Below are 15,047 nucleotides of genomic sequence, written 5' to 3' on the forward strand. Positions count from 1 at the left end.
CTCATTACCTTCACGGGTGAAGAAGTTGGCACCACACCGCGCACGATGCGCAGCGAACTTCGGAACAAGATCCCAACCAGACCAAGGAAATCGAGTGAAGATGAACCGCTTCGCCAAGATCGCGGCCCTCGTCGCCGTGGGCGCCCTCACTTTCACTGCCTGCGGTGGCACCACCGAGACGGGCAGCACGACCGCCAACACCACCACCACTGCTGCCAGCGAGTCGGCCCCCGAAGAGACCGGCCTGGAGCTGACCTGCCCCGCCGGCACGGTCAACGGTGGCGGCGCCTCGTCGCAGGACATCGCGATGCAGGCCCTGACCCAGTCGTACAACACCGCGTGCAACTCGGGCCAGGTCATCTACACCAAGTCGGGCTCCGGCGCCGGCATCAAGGACTTCTACAACAGCCAGCTGCAGTTCGCCGGCTCGGACTCGGCCCTGAAGACCTCGGCCAACTCCGATGGCGTCGTCGAGGCCGAGAAGGTCAAGGAGCGCTGCGCCGGCAACGACGGCTGGAACCTGCCGCTGATCGTCAGCCCGGTTGCCTTCGCCTACAACCTCGAGGGCGTCGACAACCTGGTCCTGACCCCCAAGGTCATGATGGACATCTTCAACGGCACCATCACCACCTGGGACCACGACGAGATCAAGGCCCTGAACGCTGACGCCACCCTGCCTTCGCAGGCGATCAACGTCTTCTACCGCAACGACGAGTCGGGCACCACCGAGAACGTGGCCAACTACCTGCAGGCCACTGCTCCCGAGCAGTTCAAGGGCGAGCCCTCGAAGATGTACTTCGGCACCGCCGGTGAGGGCAAGAAGGGCACCCAGGGTGTCGCTGACGCCGTCAAGGAGACCGCTGGTGGCTTCGGCTACATGGAGTGGAAGTTCGCCAAGGACGCCCAGCTGGGCATCACCGCCATCGACAACGGTCAGGGTGCCGTTGAGCTGACCGCCGAGACCGCCGGCGCTGCCATCGACCAGGCTGAGGTCACCGGCGAGGGCAACAACCTGGTCGTCGAGCTGAAGTTCACCGACCTGGGCGAGAACGTCTACCCGATGGTCATGATCACCTACACCATCGCCTGCTCCGCCGGCCTGCCGGAGGGTGAGGCTGCCCTGCTGAAGGACTTCCTGATCTACGCCTCCAGCGCTGACGCCCAGGCCACCCTGGTCGACCAGGGCTACGCCCCGGTTCCCCAGGAGATGCTCGAGAAGCTGCACACCGCCATCGAGGCCCTGGCCTGATCAATGACCCCACCGGGTCACTGTGATCGACGCCCTGCGCGTCCGCATCACAACATGTGAAACTTGGGTGGCCCCTCTGCACCGCGGAGGGGCCACCCGCATGTGAGGGAGTTCTGATGACCACACCCCAGCCGCAGGGGGATGAGGTGCTCGAGGCGGACCCGACGCCCAGCAGCGCCGAAGCGTCCCCCGTCGATGTCCACCAGCCCGTGGAGCCACGGGAAATCAAGATCAAGCCGGTCAAGCTGCCGCCCCCGCGCAAGGGTCCGGACAAGGCATTCAGTGCGACCACCACCTTCGTCGGTGTCTTCCTGGTGGTGCTGGTCGCCGCCATCTTCCTCTTCCTGCTGATCACTGCGGTCAGCCCCCTGTCCCGCAACGAGGTCAACTTCCTGACCTCGACCGAGTGGACCGTGACCGACAACCGCCTCGCGTTCGGCATCGCCGACCTGATGTGGACGACGGTGATCAGCTCGATCATCGCCATGGTCCTGGCCGTGCCGGTCGCCATCGGTGTCGCCCTGCTGATCACCCACTACACCCCCAAGCGGATCGGCATGATCATCGGCTTCACCGTCGACCTGCTGGCTGCGGTGCCCTCGGTCGTCTACGGCCTGTGGGGCATGCGGGTCTTCGGGCCGGTGGTGGCCCCCTTCGGCAACTGGCTGACCGGCACCTGGGTCGGCAACATCCCGCTGTTCGCCCCCGGCATCGCCTCGTCGGGCACGGTCTTCGTCGCCTCCCTGGTGCTGGCCATCATGATCCTGCCGATCATCACCGCCCTCTCGCGTGACGTCTTCGAGCAGACCCCCTCCGACCACATCGAGGCCGCCTGGGCCCTGGGTGCCACCAAGTGGGAGATGATCCGCACCGCAGTGCTGCCCTATGGCCGCTCGGGTGTCGTGGCCGCCTCCATGCTGGGCCTCGGCCGCGCCCTGGGTGAGACCATCGCCGTCATGCTCATCCTGTCCGCGGTGCCGAGCTTCAGCTTCTCGATCTTCAGCGGTGGCGAGACCTTCGCCTCGAAGATCGCCAACGGTGCCCCCGAGTTCGACAGCCCGACCAAGACCGGTGCCTACATCGCCGCCGGCCTGGTGCTGTTCATCCTGACCTTCGCGGTCAACGCTGTGGCCCGTTCGGTGGCCTCGTCCGGAAAGGCCAAGGCATGAGCACCACGACTGACGAGAAGACCGCAGGCTACGAGGCCGACCGCGACCTCGACCTGCGCCGCCCGAAGGGGTCGCGCCAGGTCAAGGACAACGCCGTGCGGGCCCTGGTCTGGGTCGCGGCGGCGATCGCCATCGTGCCGCTGGTCTGGATCCTGGCCACGGTGATCGTGCGCGGCGCCCCGCTGCTGTTCACCGCCGAGCCCGACTTCACCAAGATCTGCGCTGTCCAGGAGTCGGCCCCGGCCGGCCACCTCGACTTCAAGCGCGTCTCGGCCGACCAGTGTGAGTCCGGTTCCGGCGATGCCGAGTGGACGTGGCTGACCGGTGGCGACTACCCGGCCGTCAACGAGTTCGTCGCCTACGCGCCGGTGACCCCGGTGACCAAGGACCCGAACGCGGTGCCGACCATCCGCATCCGCGGCCAGGTGCCGCAGTCCCCCGGGCACTCGATCGGCATCCCCGACACCGATGAGGCCGGCACCCTGCGGATCCCCTCGGCGATCTGGTGGACCGACGACCAGCGCAGCACCGACATGCTCAAGCCGAACGGTGGCGCCCTGCACGCCATCGTCGGCACCCTGATGCTCGGCCTGCTGACCTCGATCGTGGCGGTGCCGCTGGCAGTGCTCGGTGCGGTGTACATGGTCGAGTACGCCCGCGGCAAGAAGTTCGCCCGGGTCGTCAGCTTCATGGTCGACATCCTCACCGGTGTGCCGTCCATCGTCGCCGCCCTGTTCATCTACACCCTGCTGATCACGATGCTGGGCTTCGGACGATCAACCGTGGCCTCGGCACTGGCTCTGGTGATCCTGATGCTGCCGACCGTGCTGCGGTCCACCGAGGAGATGCTCAAGCTCGTGCCGGACAGCCTGCGTGAGGCGTCCTACGCGCTGGGGGTGACCAAGTGGAAGACCATCTTGAGCGTGGTCATCCCCACCTCGATCAAGGGCATCCTGACCGGCATCGTGCTGGGCGTGGCCCGAGTGATGGGTGAGACCGCCCCGCTGATCATCCTGTTGAACTACGGCCCGCGGCTCAACTTCGACCCCACCACCCAGAACATGGGGTCGCTACCCACGATGATCATGACCGCCTCCGAGGTCGCCGAGTCCTACCCCGGCGCTGAACGAGGCTGGGGCGCGGCCCTGACCCTGATCCTGATCGTGATGAGCCTGAACCTGGCCGCCAAGTTCGCCGGCTCCACCAAGAAGTCCCGCTGAGAACGAGGAATACCACAGACATGGCAAAGCGCATCGAGGTCAAGGACCTCAACATCTACTACGGCAAGTTCCATGCCGTGAAGGACGTCCAGCTGACCGTTGAACCTCGTTCAGTGACGGCCTTCATCGGCCCCTCCGGCTGCGGCAAGTCGACGGTGCTGCGCACCCTGAACCGCATGCACGAGGTCATCCCCGGCGCCTACTGCGAGGGCCAGGTCAACCTGGACGGCGTCAACCTGTACGGCAAGGACGTCGACCCGGTGGCCGTGCGCCGCCAGGTGGGCATGGTCTTCCAGCGGGCAAACCCCTTCCCGGCGATGTCGATCTTCGACAACGTCGTCGCGGGGCTGCGCCTCAACGGTGTGTCCAACAAGAAGGAACTGCAGGAGGTCGCCGAGAAGTCGCTGCAGGGCGCCAACCTGTGGAACGAGGTCAAGGACCGCCTCGACAAGCCCGGTGTCGGCCTGTCCGGTGGCCAGCAGCAGCGCCTGTGCATCGCCCGCGCCATCGCGGTCTCGCCGCAGGTGCTGTTGATGGACGAGCCCTGCTCGGCCCTCGACCCCATCTCTACCCTGGCCATCGAGGACCTGATCCAGGAACTCAAGGAGCAGTACACGGTCGTCATCGTGACCCACAACATGCAGCAGGCGGCACGCGTGTCGGACCAGACCGCCTTCTTCAACCTCGAGGCCCAGGGCCAGCCGGGCCAGCTCGTCGAGATGGGTGACACCGAGACCATGTTCTCGAACCCCAGCAAGAAGGCCACCGAGGACTACATCACCGGCCGCTTCGGCTGAGCCGGTTCAGCTGGTGCCCCCATCGGGCCCGGCGAGCAGCACCACCGGTACGCTCGCCGGGCCCGTTTCGTGGAATGCTGGAAGCATGACCGGCCACATCGCACCTGCCCAGCGCTGCTCGGTGCAGTGGCGCGCCGACGACCTGCCTGCCTGGGGCACGGCCAGCCGGGCGGACTTCTGGGTGGCCCTCGAACAACCCGGCCCCTGGGGCGCCAAGGCGCTGACCGAGAGCCACCTCGACCCCGAGTTGGGCCAGCACCTCGAGACCCTGTGCAGCGAAGCCGGCGGACGAGCCGTGCTGATCCGCCGCCCCGGGCGCCACGCCGACGTGGGCGAGGGACCGTTCACCGTGCTGGTCTCCGGCGGGCTGCTGGCCGGCACCCCGTGGCTGGGCAGCACCCGGCTGGGCAGCCACTACGACATCGTCGAACTGCTGCAACTGGGTGACGACCTGGCCCGCGGCCCCCGACCCGAATGGTTGGACGAGGCCGAGCCGGTCGTGGCCGTGTGCACCAACGCCCGCCGCGACCAGTGCTGCGCCCTCTCGGGCCGCGAACTGCTCGCCGACTTCGAAGGACACCCCGGCTTCTGGGAGGTCAGCCACCTCGGAGGCCACCGCTTCGCCCCCACCGCACTGGTGCTGCCAACCGGTCAGGCGCTGGCCCGACTGGACCCACTGCGCACTGCTGACGCTGTGGCAGCAGTGCGCAGCGGTCGTCCGCTGGCCGCCGGCCCCCGCCACGACCGGGGCCTGTCGCACCTGCCCAACCACCTGCAGGTCGCCGACGCCTGGGCCCGCTGGCAGGGCCTCGAGTCGACCGCGATGCACGCCGAGGAACTGGACGAGCCCGGTGACCAGGCCTGGTTGGTCAACGTCGCCGGGCGCCGGGTGCGGGTCACCAAGCAGGTGGGGCCGGACGAACTGCCCTCGTCCTGCGGCAAGGGCCTCGACGCCGTGGTCCGCTGGCAGCTGACGGAGATGGACTGATGGTGGGGTCGACTGATGGCTGAGGCAGGGTGGTACCCCGACCCGGGTGGCGCCGAGGGCCGCTACCGCTACTGGGACGGTGAGTCCTGGTCGTCCGAGACCAGCGCCACTCCGGGCGCCGCTTCCTCCCCCGGTGGGTCCGGGAGCGCGTCGTCCTCGTCGTCGGCAGCGTCCGGGGCGTCCGGCGCTGACCCGAACGCCCCGATCGTGGTCAAGGTCGCCGACCCGCTCGACGACGAACCGGTCACTGAGGCCTCAGGGTGGCAACGGGTGAAGGGCCCGTTCATGATCATCGGCATCGCCCTGGTCACCGTGGTCGCGCTGATCTGGGCCCTGGCGCAGGTCGGCATCCTCGGCGGTGACGACGGTCCGGCGTCCAACCCCACCGAGTTCTGCCCGCCGGTCGGTCCCGGGAACTACTCGGTCGATCCGCACCCAAATGATGGCCGGGTGTACGGCGGTGGGCTGTCCTACCCGAGGCTCGGGTCGCCGTGGTCACCCCCGCAGGTCGACGGCAGGGTGCCCTTCGGCCGCGACGTGCAGACCCAGACCATCACCATCGAGGCCGACTACCGCCCCGGCCAGAACTGGGTGGCCTCGATCCTGGTCGGTGAACTGGTCGACGGGGACGGGTTCGTCTCACCGCAGGCCGGCATGGACATGGTCTCGCGCTGCATCGTCGGCGCGTTCTACGGCGACTCCCCCGTGCAACGTGAGGACGTCGATGCCCGCAGCATCGTCATCGACGGGCGCGAGGGCTACCTGCTCGAGATGCACCTCACCTTCGACATCCCCGGCCTGGAGGCCAAGGGGGAGACCGCCCTGATCGCCATCGTGGCCACCGCCGGCAACAGCAACTCGATCTACTACGCCTCCATCCCCGACAACGCCGCGCAGTACCTGCCGGTGGCCCGCGACCTGCTCGACCAGCTGCGGGTCAGCTAGCAGTTTCTTCCGGACGCCCCAGCCGGGTGGGTGGCCGTGTTGGTTTCGCAGCCGGGCCACCGCCAAGGGCGGTCCGCGTCTGCCTCAGTTCGACGCCATGCCCCGCGGTGAACTGAGGCAACGATGCACAAGCAGGGCAGACAAGGCCGAGCCACCAGGTCGAGGCGCCGCCCCCGCCCGGCGGCGGTCAGCCCGCGCGTCCGGGCCGGGTCCGGCTAGGCCGGGAGCACCGAGTCCTTCAGGGCCAGCACCCGCCCGGCCTTGAGGGCCAGCTCGTCGGCGAAGGCCTCGTCGGAGCGGGCAACGTCGAGCACTGCGGACACCATTTCCTCGACCAAACCGGGGTCGGCGGTGATCACCAGGTCACCGCCGGCCCGCAGGAAACGCAGCGCCCGCTCGCCGGGGGTGACGTCCTTGACGGCGACGGCCGCACCCAGGTCATCGGCGATCACGACCCCCTCGAAGCCGAGCCGCCCCCGCAGGATGTCGGTGATCACCTTCGACGAGAACACCCCCTGCTGCCCGGGGTCGATCTGTTCGTAGATGGCGCTGGAGACCATGACCGAACTCGCCCCGGCCTCGATCGCCTCGACGAACGGGGACAGTTCCTCATCGGTCGCGCTGGTCACGGTGTCGACCGCGACCCCGAAGTCAGTGTTGACGCTGACCCTGCCGAGCCCCGGGAAGTGCTTCAGGCTGGTCGCCACCCCAGCGGCGCTCAGCCCACCCACGACAGCCCGCAGCGAAGGAATCGCCGCCGCGTTGGTGGTGCCGTAGTGGCGCCGCAGTTGCCCGATGGGGGCATTGCGGGAGACATTGTCGGCCGGCACCACGTCGGCCACGGGCGCCAGGTTGTAGTGCACCCCTGCCCCGGCGAGTTCGGCACCCCACTCGACCCAGGCCCGCTCGAGCTCGGCGGGAGCCATGGCCGACTGGGCCACGGCGTCGGGAATCCGGCTGAACCCCTCGCCGTTGAGCCGCTGCACCTGCCCGCCCTCCTGGTCGACGGCGACGATGATCGGTGCGGCCAGGTCGAGCGCCTCGAGTTCCATGGTCATCGCCCGGATTCCGCTGCTGGGACCCAGCGCATTGCCGAGCAGCAGCAGCGACCCGACCTGGTGGGTGGTCAGCAGGTCACGGGTGGCATTGTCCAGCTGCGGACGATCATGACCAACCATGATCAACTGCCCGACCTGGGCTTCCAACGACAACCCGGCAGCGCCGCTCGGGCTGCTGGCCGGGGACGAAGGGCTGGACGCGGCACTCGTCGAGCTGTCCCCGCCCGGCGATCTGTCGCTCGGGTTCGGCGTGACCGACCCCGGAGGTTCACCGCTGTCGGTGGCGCAGCCGGCCAGCACCGTCAACCCACCGGCGGCCAGCCCGCCCAGGACGACCCGGCGGCTGGTCATGACACCTGCCCGGTGTCGCCGGCAGCCCTCAGCCGGCCGGCCAGCCACTCGCGGCGTTGTTCGACCAGGCCGAGCAGGGCGTTCTCGACCAGCTCCGGCAGCGCGGGGTGGATCCAGTACTGCTGGGTGGCGACCGATTCGATGTCCTGTTCGAACTGCATCATGTGGATCAACTGCTGCACCAGGGTCGCGGCCTGCGGCCCCATCAGGTGCGCGCCGAGCAGCTTGCCGGTCTGCGGGTCGGCGAGCAGCTTGGCGAAGTGGGACTGGTCCTCCAGCGCCCACCCGTAGGCGACATCGCCGTAACGCTGGGTCTTGACCACGTAGGGCCTGCCCTGGGCCTTCAGCTCGGCCTCGGTCGCCCCCACGGCGCCGATCTGGGGGTGGGCAAAGACCGCATGCGGGATGTGGCGGTGATCGGTGGCGACCAGGTCGTCGGGGTGCAGCAGGTTGTGCATCACCGTGCGCATCTCGCGGTTGGCGACATGCTTGAGCATGCACGGCTGGCAGACATCACCCAGTGCCCAGATGTGCTCGACACTCGTGCGCTGGTACTGATCGACCTTCACGAACCCGGCGTCGTCGACCTCAACCCCGGCGGCCGGCAGGTTCAGCCGGTCACCGTTGGGGATGCGACCGGTCGCGTTCAGCACCAGGTCGGCATCGTGGTGTCGCTCGGTGCCGTCGGCCGCCACGGTGGTCACCCGCACCCCACCGTCGGGACCGGCGCTGATCGATTGCACCCGCTCCTGGGTGGCCACCTGCATCCGCTGCGAGACGAGCTCGGTGAACGCGGCAGAGACATCCTCGTCCTCGCGGCGCAGCAGCCGATCACCGCGGATGATCATGGTCACCTGCGACCCGTAGGCAGAGAAGACGTGGCCGAACTCGGCGGCGACGAACCCGCCGCCCAGCACCACCAACCTGGCAGGCAGCTCATCGACGCGCATGATCGAGTCGGAGGTGTGCACCAGGTGCTCCACGTCGGCGTCGGGTTCGACCACCTGCCGTGGCCGGGAGCCTGCGGCCAGCACGATCCGGTCGGCGGTGATCCGCCGACCCGAAGGGGCCAGTGCCAGGGTGTACGGGTCGACGAAGGTGGCCGTTTCGCGGTAGACCCCGACATGGGCCTGGCGTTCGCGCCAGTCCAGCCCCCCGGCGCTGATCGGGTCGATCCGCCCGAAGATGCGGTCCCTGATCGCGGGCCAGTCGACCGCCGTGGTCTGCTGGGTGACGCCCAGCCGGGCGGCCTCGTCCGCGTCGACCACGTGGTCGGCGGGCAGGACGAACATCTTGGTGGGGATGCAGCCCACGTTCAGGCAGGTACCCCCGTACCACGGCGCGTCGTCGACCATGGCGATGGTCAGGCCGTCGAGGCGCGGGTCGATCAGGGAGTTGCCGGACCCTGAGCCGATGATGATGAGGTCGTAGTGCGTGGGCTCCATGTCGGCCAGTCTTCCACCTAGAGTGGAACCATGGCATCCAGCGACCAGGCCCCGGGCCCAGCCCAGCACACCATCGACCCCAGTGCCGCAGGGTGGGCGCTGGTGACCGGAGCCACCGGCGGCATCGGGGCGGAGTTCGCCCGCCACCTCGCGCGGCAGGGCACCAACCTGGTGCTGACCGGTCGAGACACGGTCAAGCTCGGCGACCTGGCCCACGAACTGGGCGGCCGCGTGCGCATCGCCCTGGAACCGGTCGACCTGACCGACCGGCAGGCCCGGGTCGACCTGCACCGCCGGCTCGGCGAGGAGGGCATCCACGTCTCGACGCTGGTCAACAACGCCGGCTACGCCATCATCGAGCCGCTGGTCGAGTCCGACCCCGACCAGGTGAACGACCTGCTCGAGGTGAACGTGGTCGCGCTGACCCACCTGACCAGGCTTTTCCTGCCGGCGATGCTCGAGGCCGGGCAGGGCAGCATCATCAACGTCGCCAGCACCGCCAGCTACCAGCCCATCCCGCGGATGGCGGTCTACGCCGCGTCCAAGTCGTACGTGCGCAGCTTCAGCAACGCGATCTGGCACGAAACCCAGGGCACCGGCGTGCGGGTGGTCTGCATCAACCCCGGCCCCACCGACACCGGCTTCTTCAAGCGGGCCGGCAACGAGAACGTGCTGCGCCGTCGCCGCGAACCCCGCGACGTGGTCGCCACCACCTTCGCGGCGCTGAAGGCCAATCGTCCGACGGTCATCGACGGCACCGCCAACAAGGTCACCGCCTGGGCCAACCGGCTGGTGCCCGAACGGGTCTCGACCGTGCTGGCCCGGGTGGTCACCCGCGGCTGAGCCGCTGCCCGGACGACGGGCTCAGGCGACCGTGAAGTGTCGCCGCTGCTCAGGAATCTGCGTCGTCCAGACCCGCAGCTCGTACTCACCGGCGGGCAGGATCACCGCCGCCACCCAATAGCGCCAGCCCTGCTCGTTGCCGGTGGCCGCGACCGTGCCCTGGCGCACCACCAACTCATCGGCGTCCAGCACCTCCCAGTGGATGGTGGTGTCACTGAGGGCCACCTGCTGGTAACCGCGCAGCGTCATCTCACCGGCCGGCAGGGGCGTCACCGGCCCGGGGGTCAGGATCCACAGCCGCCCCAGGGGCACGACACCATTCCGGGTGAAGTCTTCGGTGGGGGTGCCGATGACGGGCAGGTTGGGTGACCCGTCAATCAGGATCTGCACGCTGCGCTCACCACTCTGGTCACCGACCGCAGCAATCGCGGTGTACACGACCTGATTGATGGCGGCATCGGCGATGGCCCGGTCGGTGAAGTTGGCGAAGGCCGCCGCCGAGATGTCGATGACGATGCGCGGGCCGATGATGGTGGCCGAGTTCACCTGGCCACCCGCCCACAGGGAACTGTAGGCCGAGTCCTGCGGGGCGACGTTCAGCACCGCCCCGACCGCGGTGGACAACCTGTCGCCCTGGGTCGGCAGGTCGCGGAACTCGCGGTAGAGCAGCCGATCGGCACCGACGTAGTAGACCGGCAGGTCACGCTGCAGGGTGGCCAGCGACGGCGGGGTGTGCGGCGACGGTTCGGCGGTGGGTGAGGGTGCCGACGTGGTCTGCTGCACCCGTCCCAGCAGGGAGAACCCCGGCACCACCACCGGCAGCGCCAGGCCCACCAGCAGCGCACACAGCGCAGAGGTCACCAACCAGCGGAATCGTCGGCCACCGGACCCACCGGTGCTGCCGGCGGCACGAGCAGCGCCGGCCATCACCTCGGCCCGGCGGTCGGGCACCTCGACCTCGGCGCCCCGCTGCGCCAGGACCTCCATGATCACGACCTCGGTGGCCTCGGCATCCACCGCGTCCAGCGGCTCCGGCGACAGCGACTCGTCCGGGTCGGTGCCACCTTCGAACTGCGCCCCGATCGCCAGCACCCCACGGTGGCCGTGGGAGGCCACGGCGCTGCGCGAGATGCCGAGGGTGGCGGCGATGTCGGGGTCCCCCAGTCCCAGGAAGTAGCGCAGCACCAGCACTTCACGCTGCCGCTGGGGAAGGGCGGCGACCCGGGCCAGGATCTCCTGGGTGCCCGTGGTCGGTGGATCCGCCCGGCGGACAGCCCGGGTGCGGTTGACCACCGCCACCCGCAGGTAGACCTCGGCCTGCTCGAGGGTGTCGAAGTGGCGTCGGCGCTGGTGGGTGGCGAGCAGGGCTTCCTGCACGAGGTCGGGGGCGGTGCTCGCCGAGCCGAGCAGCAGGGTGGCGAGGCGGACCATCGGGTCCCACTGGGCCTCGTAGAGCTCCCGCAGCCACACGTCCTCGCGCCGTGCCATTGCCCGAACCGATCAGATGCCTGCGTAGGAGTGCAGCCCGCTCACCAGCAGGTTGATGCCAATGAAGTTGAACCAGAACGACGCGACACCGACGATGGCGATGATGGCGGCATTGCGCCCCTTCCACCCGGCGGTGGCCCGGGCGTGCAGGTAGGCGGCGTAGATCACCCAGGTGACCAGTGACCAGGTCTCCTTGGGGTCCCAGCCCCAGAACCGCCCCCAGGCGTACTCGGCCCAGACGGCCCCGGCGGCGATGGTGAAGGTCCACACGGGGAACGCGAAGGCGTGTGCCCGGTAGCTCAACCGGTCGATGGACGCCAGGGACGGCATCCGAGCCAGGAAGCCCTTGAGCACCGGTTCCCCGGAGGTTCGCTTCGTGGTGGTGGCGACGGTGCCGGCCCACTCCTGCTCGAGTTCGTCGGCGCTGGTGGCCGGGGCACGATCGGGGGACCGGTCGCCGGTGCGCACGACCCCCGCCCCACCGTCGATTTCGTTCCCGGGGTCGGCGTCGTCCGTCGCCCGCTGCTCGGCCTTGAGGATGGCGCGCCGCTTGACCAGGTAGAGGATGGCCGCGGCGGCGCCGAGGTTGAAGGCGGCCGCCGAGATGCAGGCCGCGACGATGTGGATGATGAACCACACCGAATGCAGGGCGGGCACCAGCGGCGCCACATCGACGTAGAAGACGGTCACCGCCAGCCCATTGCCCACCGCCATCAGCAGCGAGACGGGCAGGCCGAGCCAGCGCAGGTTCCAACGCCACACACCGACCAGGTACAGCACCGCTGCGAAGAACAGCGCGGTGATGACGAACTCGTACATGTTGCCCCAGGGCATGCGGTCGGCGGCGATGCCGCGCAGCACCACCCCGATGCCGTGGCAGGCGGCCCCGAGCCCGGTGAGGATCACGCCGAGCCGACCCCACATGTCGCTGCGCACGCGCACCGGGTCGAGGTCATCACCGCCGGCCGCATCAGCCTCGGACTTCAGCGACACGCCGCGGATCGAGGCCCATTCAGCGCTGTGGGCGACCAGGGCCAGGATGTAGATCACGAAGGACGCCACGATGGCCAGGCTCGAGTATTCGGCGGTGCTCATGCGTCATCTCCTTCGGGTGGGGCGTGAGTTCTGGGGCTGACACTACTCAACACCGCCGTGATGTCATCTGCCAGACCAGCGCGCGAGTCTGCCCGGTCGAGCCCACCGACCTCGACCTGGTCGTCATCGAGCAGCTTGATCCACAGGCGCCGCGGGCGGACGAACAGGCTGAAGCACAGGCCGATCACCCCGATGGCGAGCGCCCCGGCGGCCCACGGCAGGCCCGGTGAGCGGCTGATCTGCAGCTTGGTCCACCGCGACCAACCGTCGAACTGGATGCTGCCCTGCCCGTCGGGCAGTTCGTAGAGCTGGCCCGGCTTCAGGCGGAAGGACACGATCTGGCCGTCACGGGTGATCTGGGTCATCCCGGTCTTGTCGAGGACGTAGACGTTCTCGGGTCGCCCGGTTTCTTCCTTGGGTTCACCGGTCCAGGCGTTGAGGAACAGTTCGGGGTTGTCGGCATCGGGGAAGGTCGAGCGCGGGCCGAGTTCGTCCACCGTCGCGGTCGGCAGGAACCAGCCCTCGAAGGCGAGCCGCTTCGGGCGGGCGTCCTGGGCCTTGATCACCCCGAAGCTGCTGAAGTTGCCGTCCTGGGGCTGGAAGACCACCGGCCCGGCAAAGGCGATGTCGCCATTGGCGTCACGCACCGTGACATGGGCGGCGTAACCGTGGCCCAGCAGGTGCACGTTGACCCCGTCGATGTTCAGCGGCTGGTTGACGTGGACGTTGACGTCCTTGGTGCCCGAGGCCGTGGTGGCGGTGATGTCGGCATCGAAGAGCCGCGCGGCACCCCGCTGGGTGTTGCCACGCTCGAAGGCCGCGTGGAAACGGTTGACCCGCAGCGAGAACGGCGGCAGGTCGTTCATGTCGACCCCGGGGCCGGCGTTGAACTCGTCGTACTGGGTGATGACATTGCTGAACCCGGCACCCTCGACCACGGTGGCGGTGCCCTTGAAGGTGAAGATGTTGTTGAACGCGACCGCGCCGAGCACCACGACCAGACTCAGGTGGAAGACCAGGTTGCCCAGTTCACGCAGGTAGCCGCGTTCGGCCGAGAGCCCTTGCTCGGAGGCGACCACCCGGAAGCGACGGGCCCTGAGTTCCTGGGTGGCCGCAGCGAGGGCGTCGTCCCGGCTGAGGGCGAGCTTGCCGCGTCCCCATTCGGGCAGCCGGGTGAGCCGGGCGGGGATCTTCGGCGGCGGGGTGCGCAGGGCTCGCCAGTAGACCTTGATGCGCGGCAGGATGCAGCCGATCAGGCTGACGAACAGCAGCAGGTAGATCGCGGCGAACCAGGGTGAGCCGTAGACGTCGTAGAGGTACAGCGGACGATAGATCCGGTCGAGCTGGGGGTTCGCCTCGGCGAAGTCGAGCACCCGGATCGGGGAGACCGCCTCCTGCGGGATCAGCGAGCCGGGGATCGCGGCGAGCGCGACCAGGAACAGCAGCACCAGGGCGGTGCGCATGCTGGTCAGCTGGGTCCAGCCCCAGCGCAGGAACTCGACCGGGGACAGCCCCTGGTCGGTGCGCCCCGCCTTCGGGGTCTCGGACTTCGGGGTCTCGGGCGTCTGGGTGTCGGACGTCTCGGGCTCCGGTGCCCCCGGGGTCTCGGGATCGGTGGTGGTCTCACTCATCAGATCGGCATCCCCCAGCTACCGGCCAGGATGTAGAGCCAGTTCGCCACCGTGTCCCACAGCCCGCTGACCATGGCCACCCCGACCAGGATCATCATCACGCCACCGGTGACCTGCACGGCCCGCTGGTGCTTCTTGACCCAGTTGATCACCACCGAGAAGCGGCTCATGAACAGTGCGGCCAGCACGAACGGGATGCCCAGCCCCATGGCGTAGACGAAGGCCAGCACGCTGCCGCGCACCGCGGCGCCCTCCTGGTAGCTGAGGTTCATCACCACCGACAGCGCCGGGCCGATGCACGGCGTCCAGCCGATGCCGAAGACCAGGCCCAGCAGCGGTGAGAAGGCCACGCCCACCTTGGGGGTGATGTTGAGCCGTCGGGTGCTGCCGCCGATCTTGATCACCCCGCAGAAGACCAGCCCCAGCAGAATGACCAGTACGCCCATGACGACGGTGATCGTCTGGCGTTGCACCGCCAGGACCTCCCCCAGTGACCCGAAGATGGCGCCCATTGCCATGAACGGCACCGCGAACCCGAGTACGAAGCCGAGGGTGCCCAGCAGCAGTTGGCTGCGTCGCCCCTCACCGGAGGCGACCTGGGCGGCGCTCAACCCGGTGGCGTAGGAGAGGTAGCCGGGCAGCAGCGGCAGCACGCACGGGGAGAAGAAGGACACCAGGCCGGCCAGCATCGCCACCGGGACGGCGAGGAGCATCGAGCCGCCCACGGCCTGGCGGGCCCAGGTGCCGACGTCGAGGGTGACCAGTTCA

At 68.8% G+C, this 15,047-nt stretch carries 12 protein-coding genes and 1 pseudogene; 7 read left to right on the forward strand and 6 right to left on the reverse strand.

Annotation, left to right across the window (positions count from 1 at the left end; genetic code table 11):
- Nucleotides 1–100 precede the first annotated feature (100 nt).
- The 6 genes and pseudogenes from pstS to ACQE3C_RS06430 all read left to right on the forward strand — a co-directional run bounded on the left by pstS (nucleotide 101) and on the right by ACQE3C_RS06430 (nucleotide 6,368).
- Nucleotides 101–1,249 (forward strand): phosphate ABC transporter substrate-binding protein PstS, encoded by a 1,149-nt coding sequence (gene pstS, locus ACQE3C_RS06405; RefSeq protein WP_434538479.1) that lies wholly within the window; start codon nucleotides 101–103, stop codon nucleotides 1,247–1,249.
- Between the two features lie 245 nt (nucleotides 1,250–1,494).
- On the forward strand, nucleotides 1,495–2,418 hold the full coding sequence (gene pstC, locus ACQE3C_RS06410; RefSeq protein ID WP_434538480.1) for a phosphate ABC transporter permease subunit PstC: 924 nt from the start codon (nucleotides 1,495–1,497) through the stop codon (nucleotides 2,416–2,418).
- A gap of 497 nt (nucleotides 2,419–2,915) precedes the next feature.
- Nucleotides 2,916–3,638, forward strand: a pseudogene (gene pstA / locus ACQE3C_RS06415) (phosphate ABC transporter permease PstA); the annotation flags it as partial.
- 20 nt (nucleotides 3,639–3,658) lie between these two features.
- Nucleotides 3,659–4,435, forward strand: a complete 777-nt coding sequence (gene pstB / locus ACQE3C_RS06420; RefSeq protein WP_434538351.1) for a phosphate ABC transporter ATP-binding protein PstB — start codon at nucleotides 3,659–3,661, stop codon at nucleotides 4,433–4,435.
- An 85-nt stretch (nucleotides 4,436–4,520) separates the two neighbouring features.
- Nucleotides 4,521–5,423, forward strand: a complete 903-nt coding sequence (locus ACQE3C_RS06425) for a sucrase ferredoxin (protein WP_434538352.1) — start codon at nucleotides 4,521–4,523, stop codon at nucleotides 5,421–5,423.
- 15 nt (nucleotides 5,424–5,438) lie between these two features.
- Complete coding sequence (locus ACQE3C_RS06430; protein ID WP_434538353.1) at nucleotides 5,439–6,368, forward strand: DUF2510 domain-containing protein; 930 nt, start codon at nucleotides 5,439–5,441, stop codon at nucleotides 6,366–6,368.
- A gap of 215 nt (nucleotides 6,369–6,583) precedes the next feature.
- Here ACQE3C_RS06430 and ACQE3C_RS06435 read toward each other — a convergent pair whose 3' ends face one another.
- Together ACQE3C_RS06435 and ACQE3C_RS06440 are read right to left on the reverse strand one after the other, a co-directional pair.
- A complete protein-coding gene (locus tag ACQE3C_RS06435; RefSeq protein WP_434538354.1) occupies nucleotides 6,584–7,777 on the reverse strand; it encodes a glycoside hydrolase family 3 N-terminal domain-containing protein in 1,194 nt (397 codons plus the stop codon).
- A complete protein-coding gene (locus tag ACQE3C_RS06440) occupies nucleotides 7,774–9,222 on the reverse strand; it encodes a mycothione reductase (RefSeq protein WP_434538355.1) in 1,449 nt (482 codons plus the stop codon). Before ACQE3C_RS06440 ends, ACQE3C_RS06435 begins: the two co-directional genes overlap by 4 nt.
- 30 nt (nucleotides 9,223–9,252) lie before the next feature.
- On the opposite strand from ACQE3C_RS06440, the gene ACQE3C_RS06445 reads away from it, so the two are divergent.
- On the forward strand, nucleotides 9,253–10,065 hold the full coding sequence (locus ACQE3C_RS06445; RefSeq protein ID WP_434538356.1) for an SDR family NAD(P)-dependent oxidoreductase: 813 nt from the start codon (nucleotides 9,253–9,255) through the stop codon (nucleotides 10,063–10,065).
- A 21-nt stretch (nucleotides 10,066–10,086) separates the two neighbouring features.
- Here ACQE3C_RS06445 and ACQE3C_RS06450 read toward each other — a convergent pair whose 3' ends face one another.
- From ACQE3C_RS06450 to ACQE3C_RS06465, 4 genes are read right to left on the reverse strand one after another with little or no spacing between them, the layout of a single operon-like run.
- Nucleotides 10,087–11,553: a sigma factor-like helix-turn-helix DNA-binding protein gene (locus ACQE3C_RS06450; protein WP_434538357.1), complete on the reverse strand. Its 1,467-nt coding sequence runs from the start codon at nucleotides 11,551–11,553 to the stop codon at nucleotides 10,087–10,089.
- A gap of 12 nt (nucleotides 11,554–11,565) precedes the next feature.
- The gene (gene ccsB, locus ACQE3C_RS06455) at nucleotides 11,566–12,648 is read right to left on the reverse strand and encodes a c-type cytochrome biogenesis protein CcsB (RefSeq protein WP_434538358.1); all 1,083 of its coding nucleotides are present in this window, start codon (nucleotides 12,646–12,648) and stop codon (nucleotides 11,566–11,568) included.
- A complete protein-coding gene (gene resB / locus ACQE3C_RS06460) occupies nucleotides 12,645–14,279 on the reverse strand; it encodes a cytochrome c biogenesis protein ResB (RefSeq protein WP_434538359.1) in 1,635 nt (544 codons plus the stop codon). Before resB ends, ccsB begins: the two co-directional genes overlap by 4 nt.
- Nucleotides 14,279–15,043 (reverse strand): cytochrome c biogenesis CcdA family protein, encoded by a 765-nt coding sequence (locus ACQE3C_RS06465; RefSeq protein WP_434538481.1) that lies wholly within the window; start codon nucleotides 15,041–15,043, stop codon nucleotides 14,279–14,281. Before ACQE3C_RS06465 ends, resB begins: the two co-directional genes overlap by 1 nt.
- Between the last annotated feature and the right edge of the window lie 4 nt (nucleotides 15,044–15,047).

Origin of the sequence: Aestuariimicrobium sp. Y1814, assembly GCF_050113895.1 — a bacterium.
Taxonomy (GTDB): Bacteria; Actinomycetota; Actinomycetes; order Propionibacteriales; family Propionibacteriaceae; genus Aestuariimicrobium.

What these genes read in the sequence shown, in the direction of transcription:
- pstS (WP_434538479.1), top strand. Translation starts at nt 101, where the DNA reads ATGAACCGCTTCGCCAAGATCGCGGCCCTCGTCGCCGTGGGCGCCCTC.
- pstB (WP_434538351.1), top strand. Translation starts at nt 3,659, where the DNA reads ATGGCAAAGCGCATCGAGGTCAAGGACCTCAACATCTACTACGGCAAG.
- ACQE3C_RS06425 (WP_434538352.1), top strand. Translation starts at nt 4,521, where the DNA reads ATGACCGGCCACATCGCACCTGCCCAGCGCTGCTCGGTGCAGTGGCGC.
- ACQE3C_RS06430 (WP_434538353.1), top strand. Translation starts at nt 5,439, where the DNA reads ATGGCTGAGGCAGGGTGGTACCCCGACCCGGGTGGCGCCGAGGGCCGC.
- ACQE3C_RS06435 (WP_434538354.1), bottom strand. Translation starts at nt 7,777, where the DNA reads ATGACCAGCCGCCGGGTCGTCCTGGGCGGGCTGGCCGCCGGTGGGTTG.
- ACQE3C_RS06440 (WP_434538355.1), bottom strand. Translation starts at nt 9,222, where the DNA reads ATGGAGCCCACGCACTACGACCTCATCATCATCGGCTCAGGGTCCGGC.
- ACQE3C_RS06445 (WP_434538356.1), top strand. Translation starts at nt 9,253, where the DNA reads ATGGCATCCAGCGACCAGGCCCCGGGCCCAGCCCAGCACACCATCGAC.
- ACQE3C_RS06450 (WP_434538357.1), bottom strand. Translation starts at nt 11,553, where the DNA reads ATGGCACGGCGCGAGGACGTGTGGCTGCGGGAGCTCTACGAGGCCCAG.
- ccsB (WP_434538358.1), bottom strand. Translation starts at nt 12,648, where the DNA reads ATGAGCACCGCCGAATACTCGAGCCTGGCCATCGTGGCGTCCTTCGTG.
- resB (WP_434538359.1), bottom strand. Translation starts at nt 14,279, where the DNA reads ATGAGTGAGACCACCACCGATCCCGAGACCCCGGGGGCACCGGAGCCC.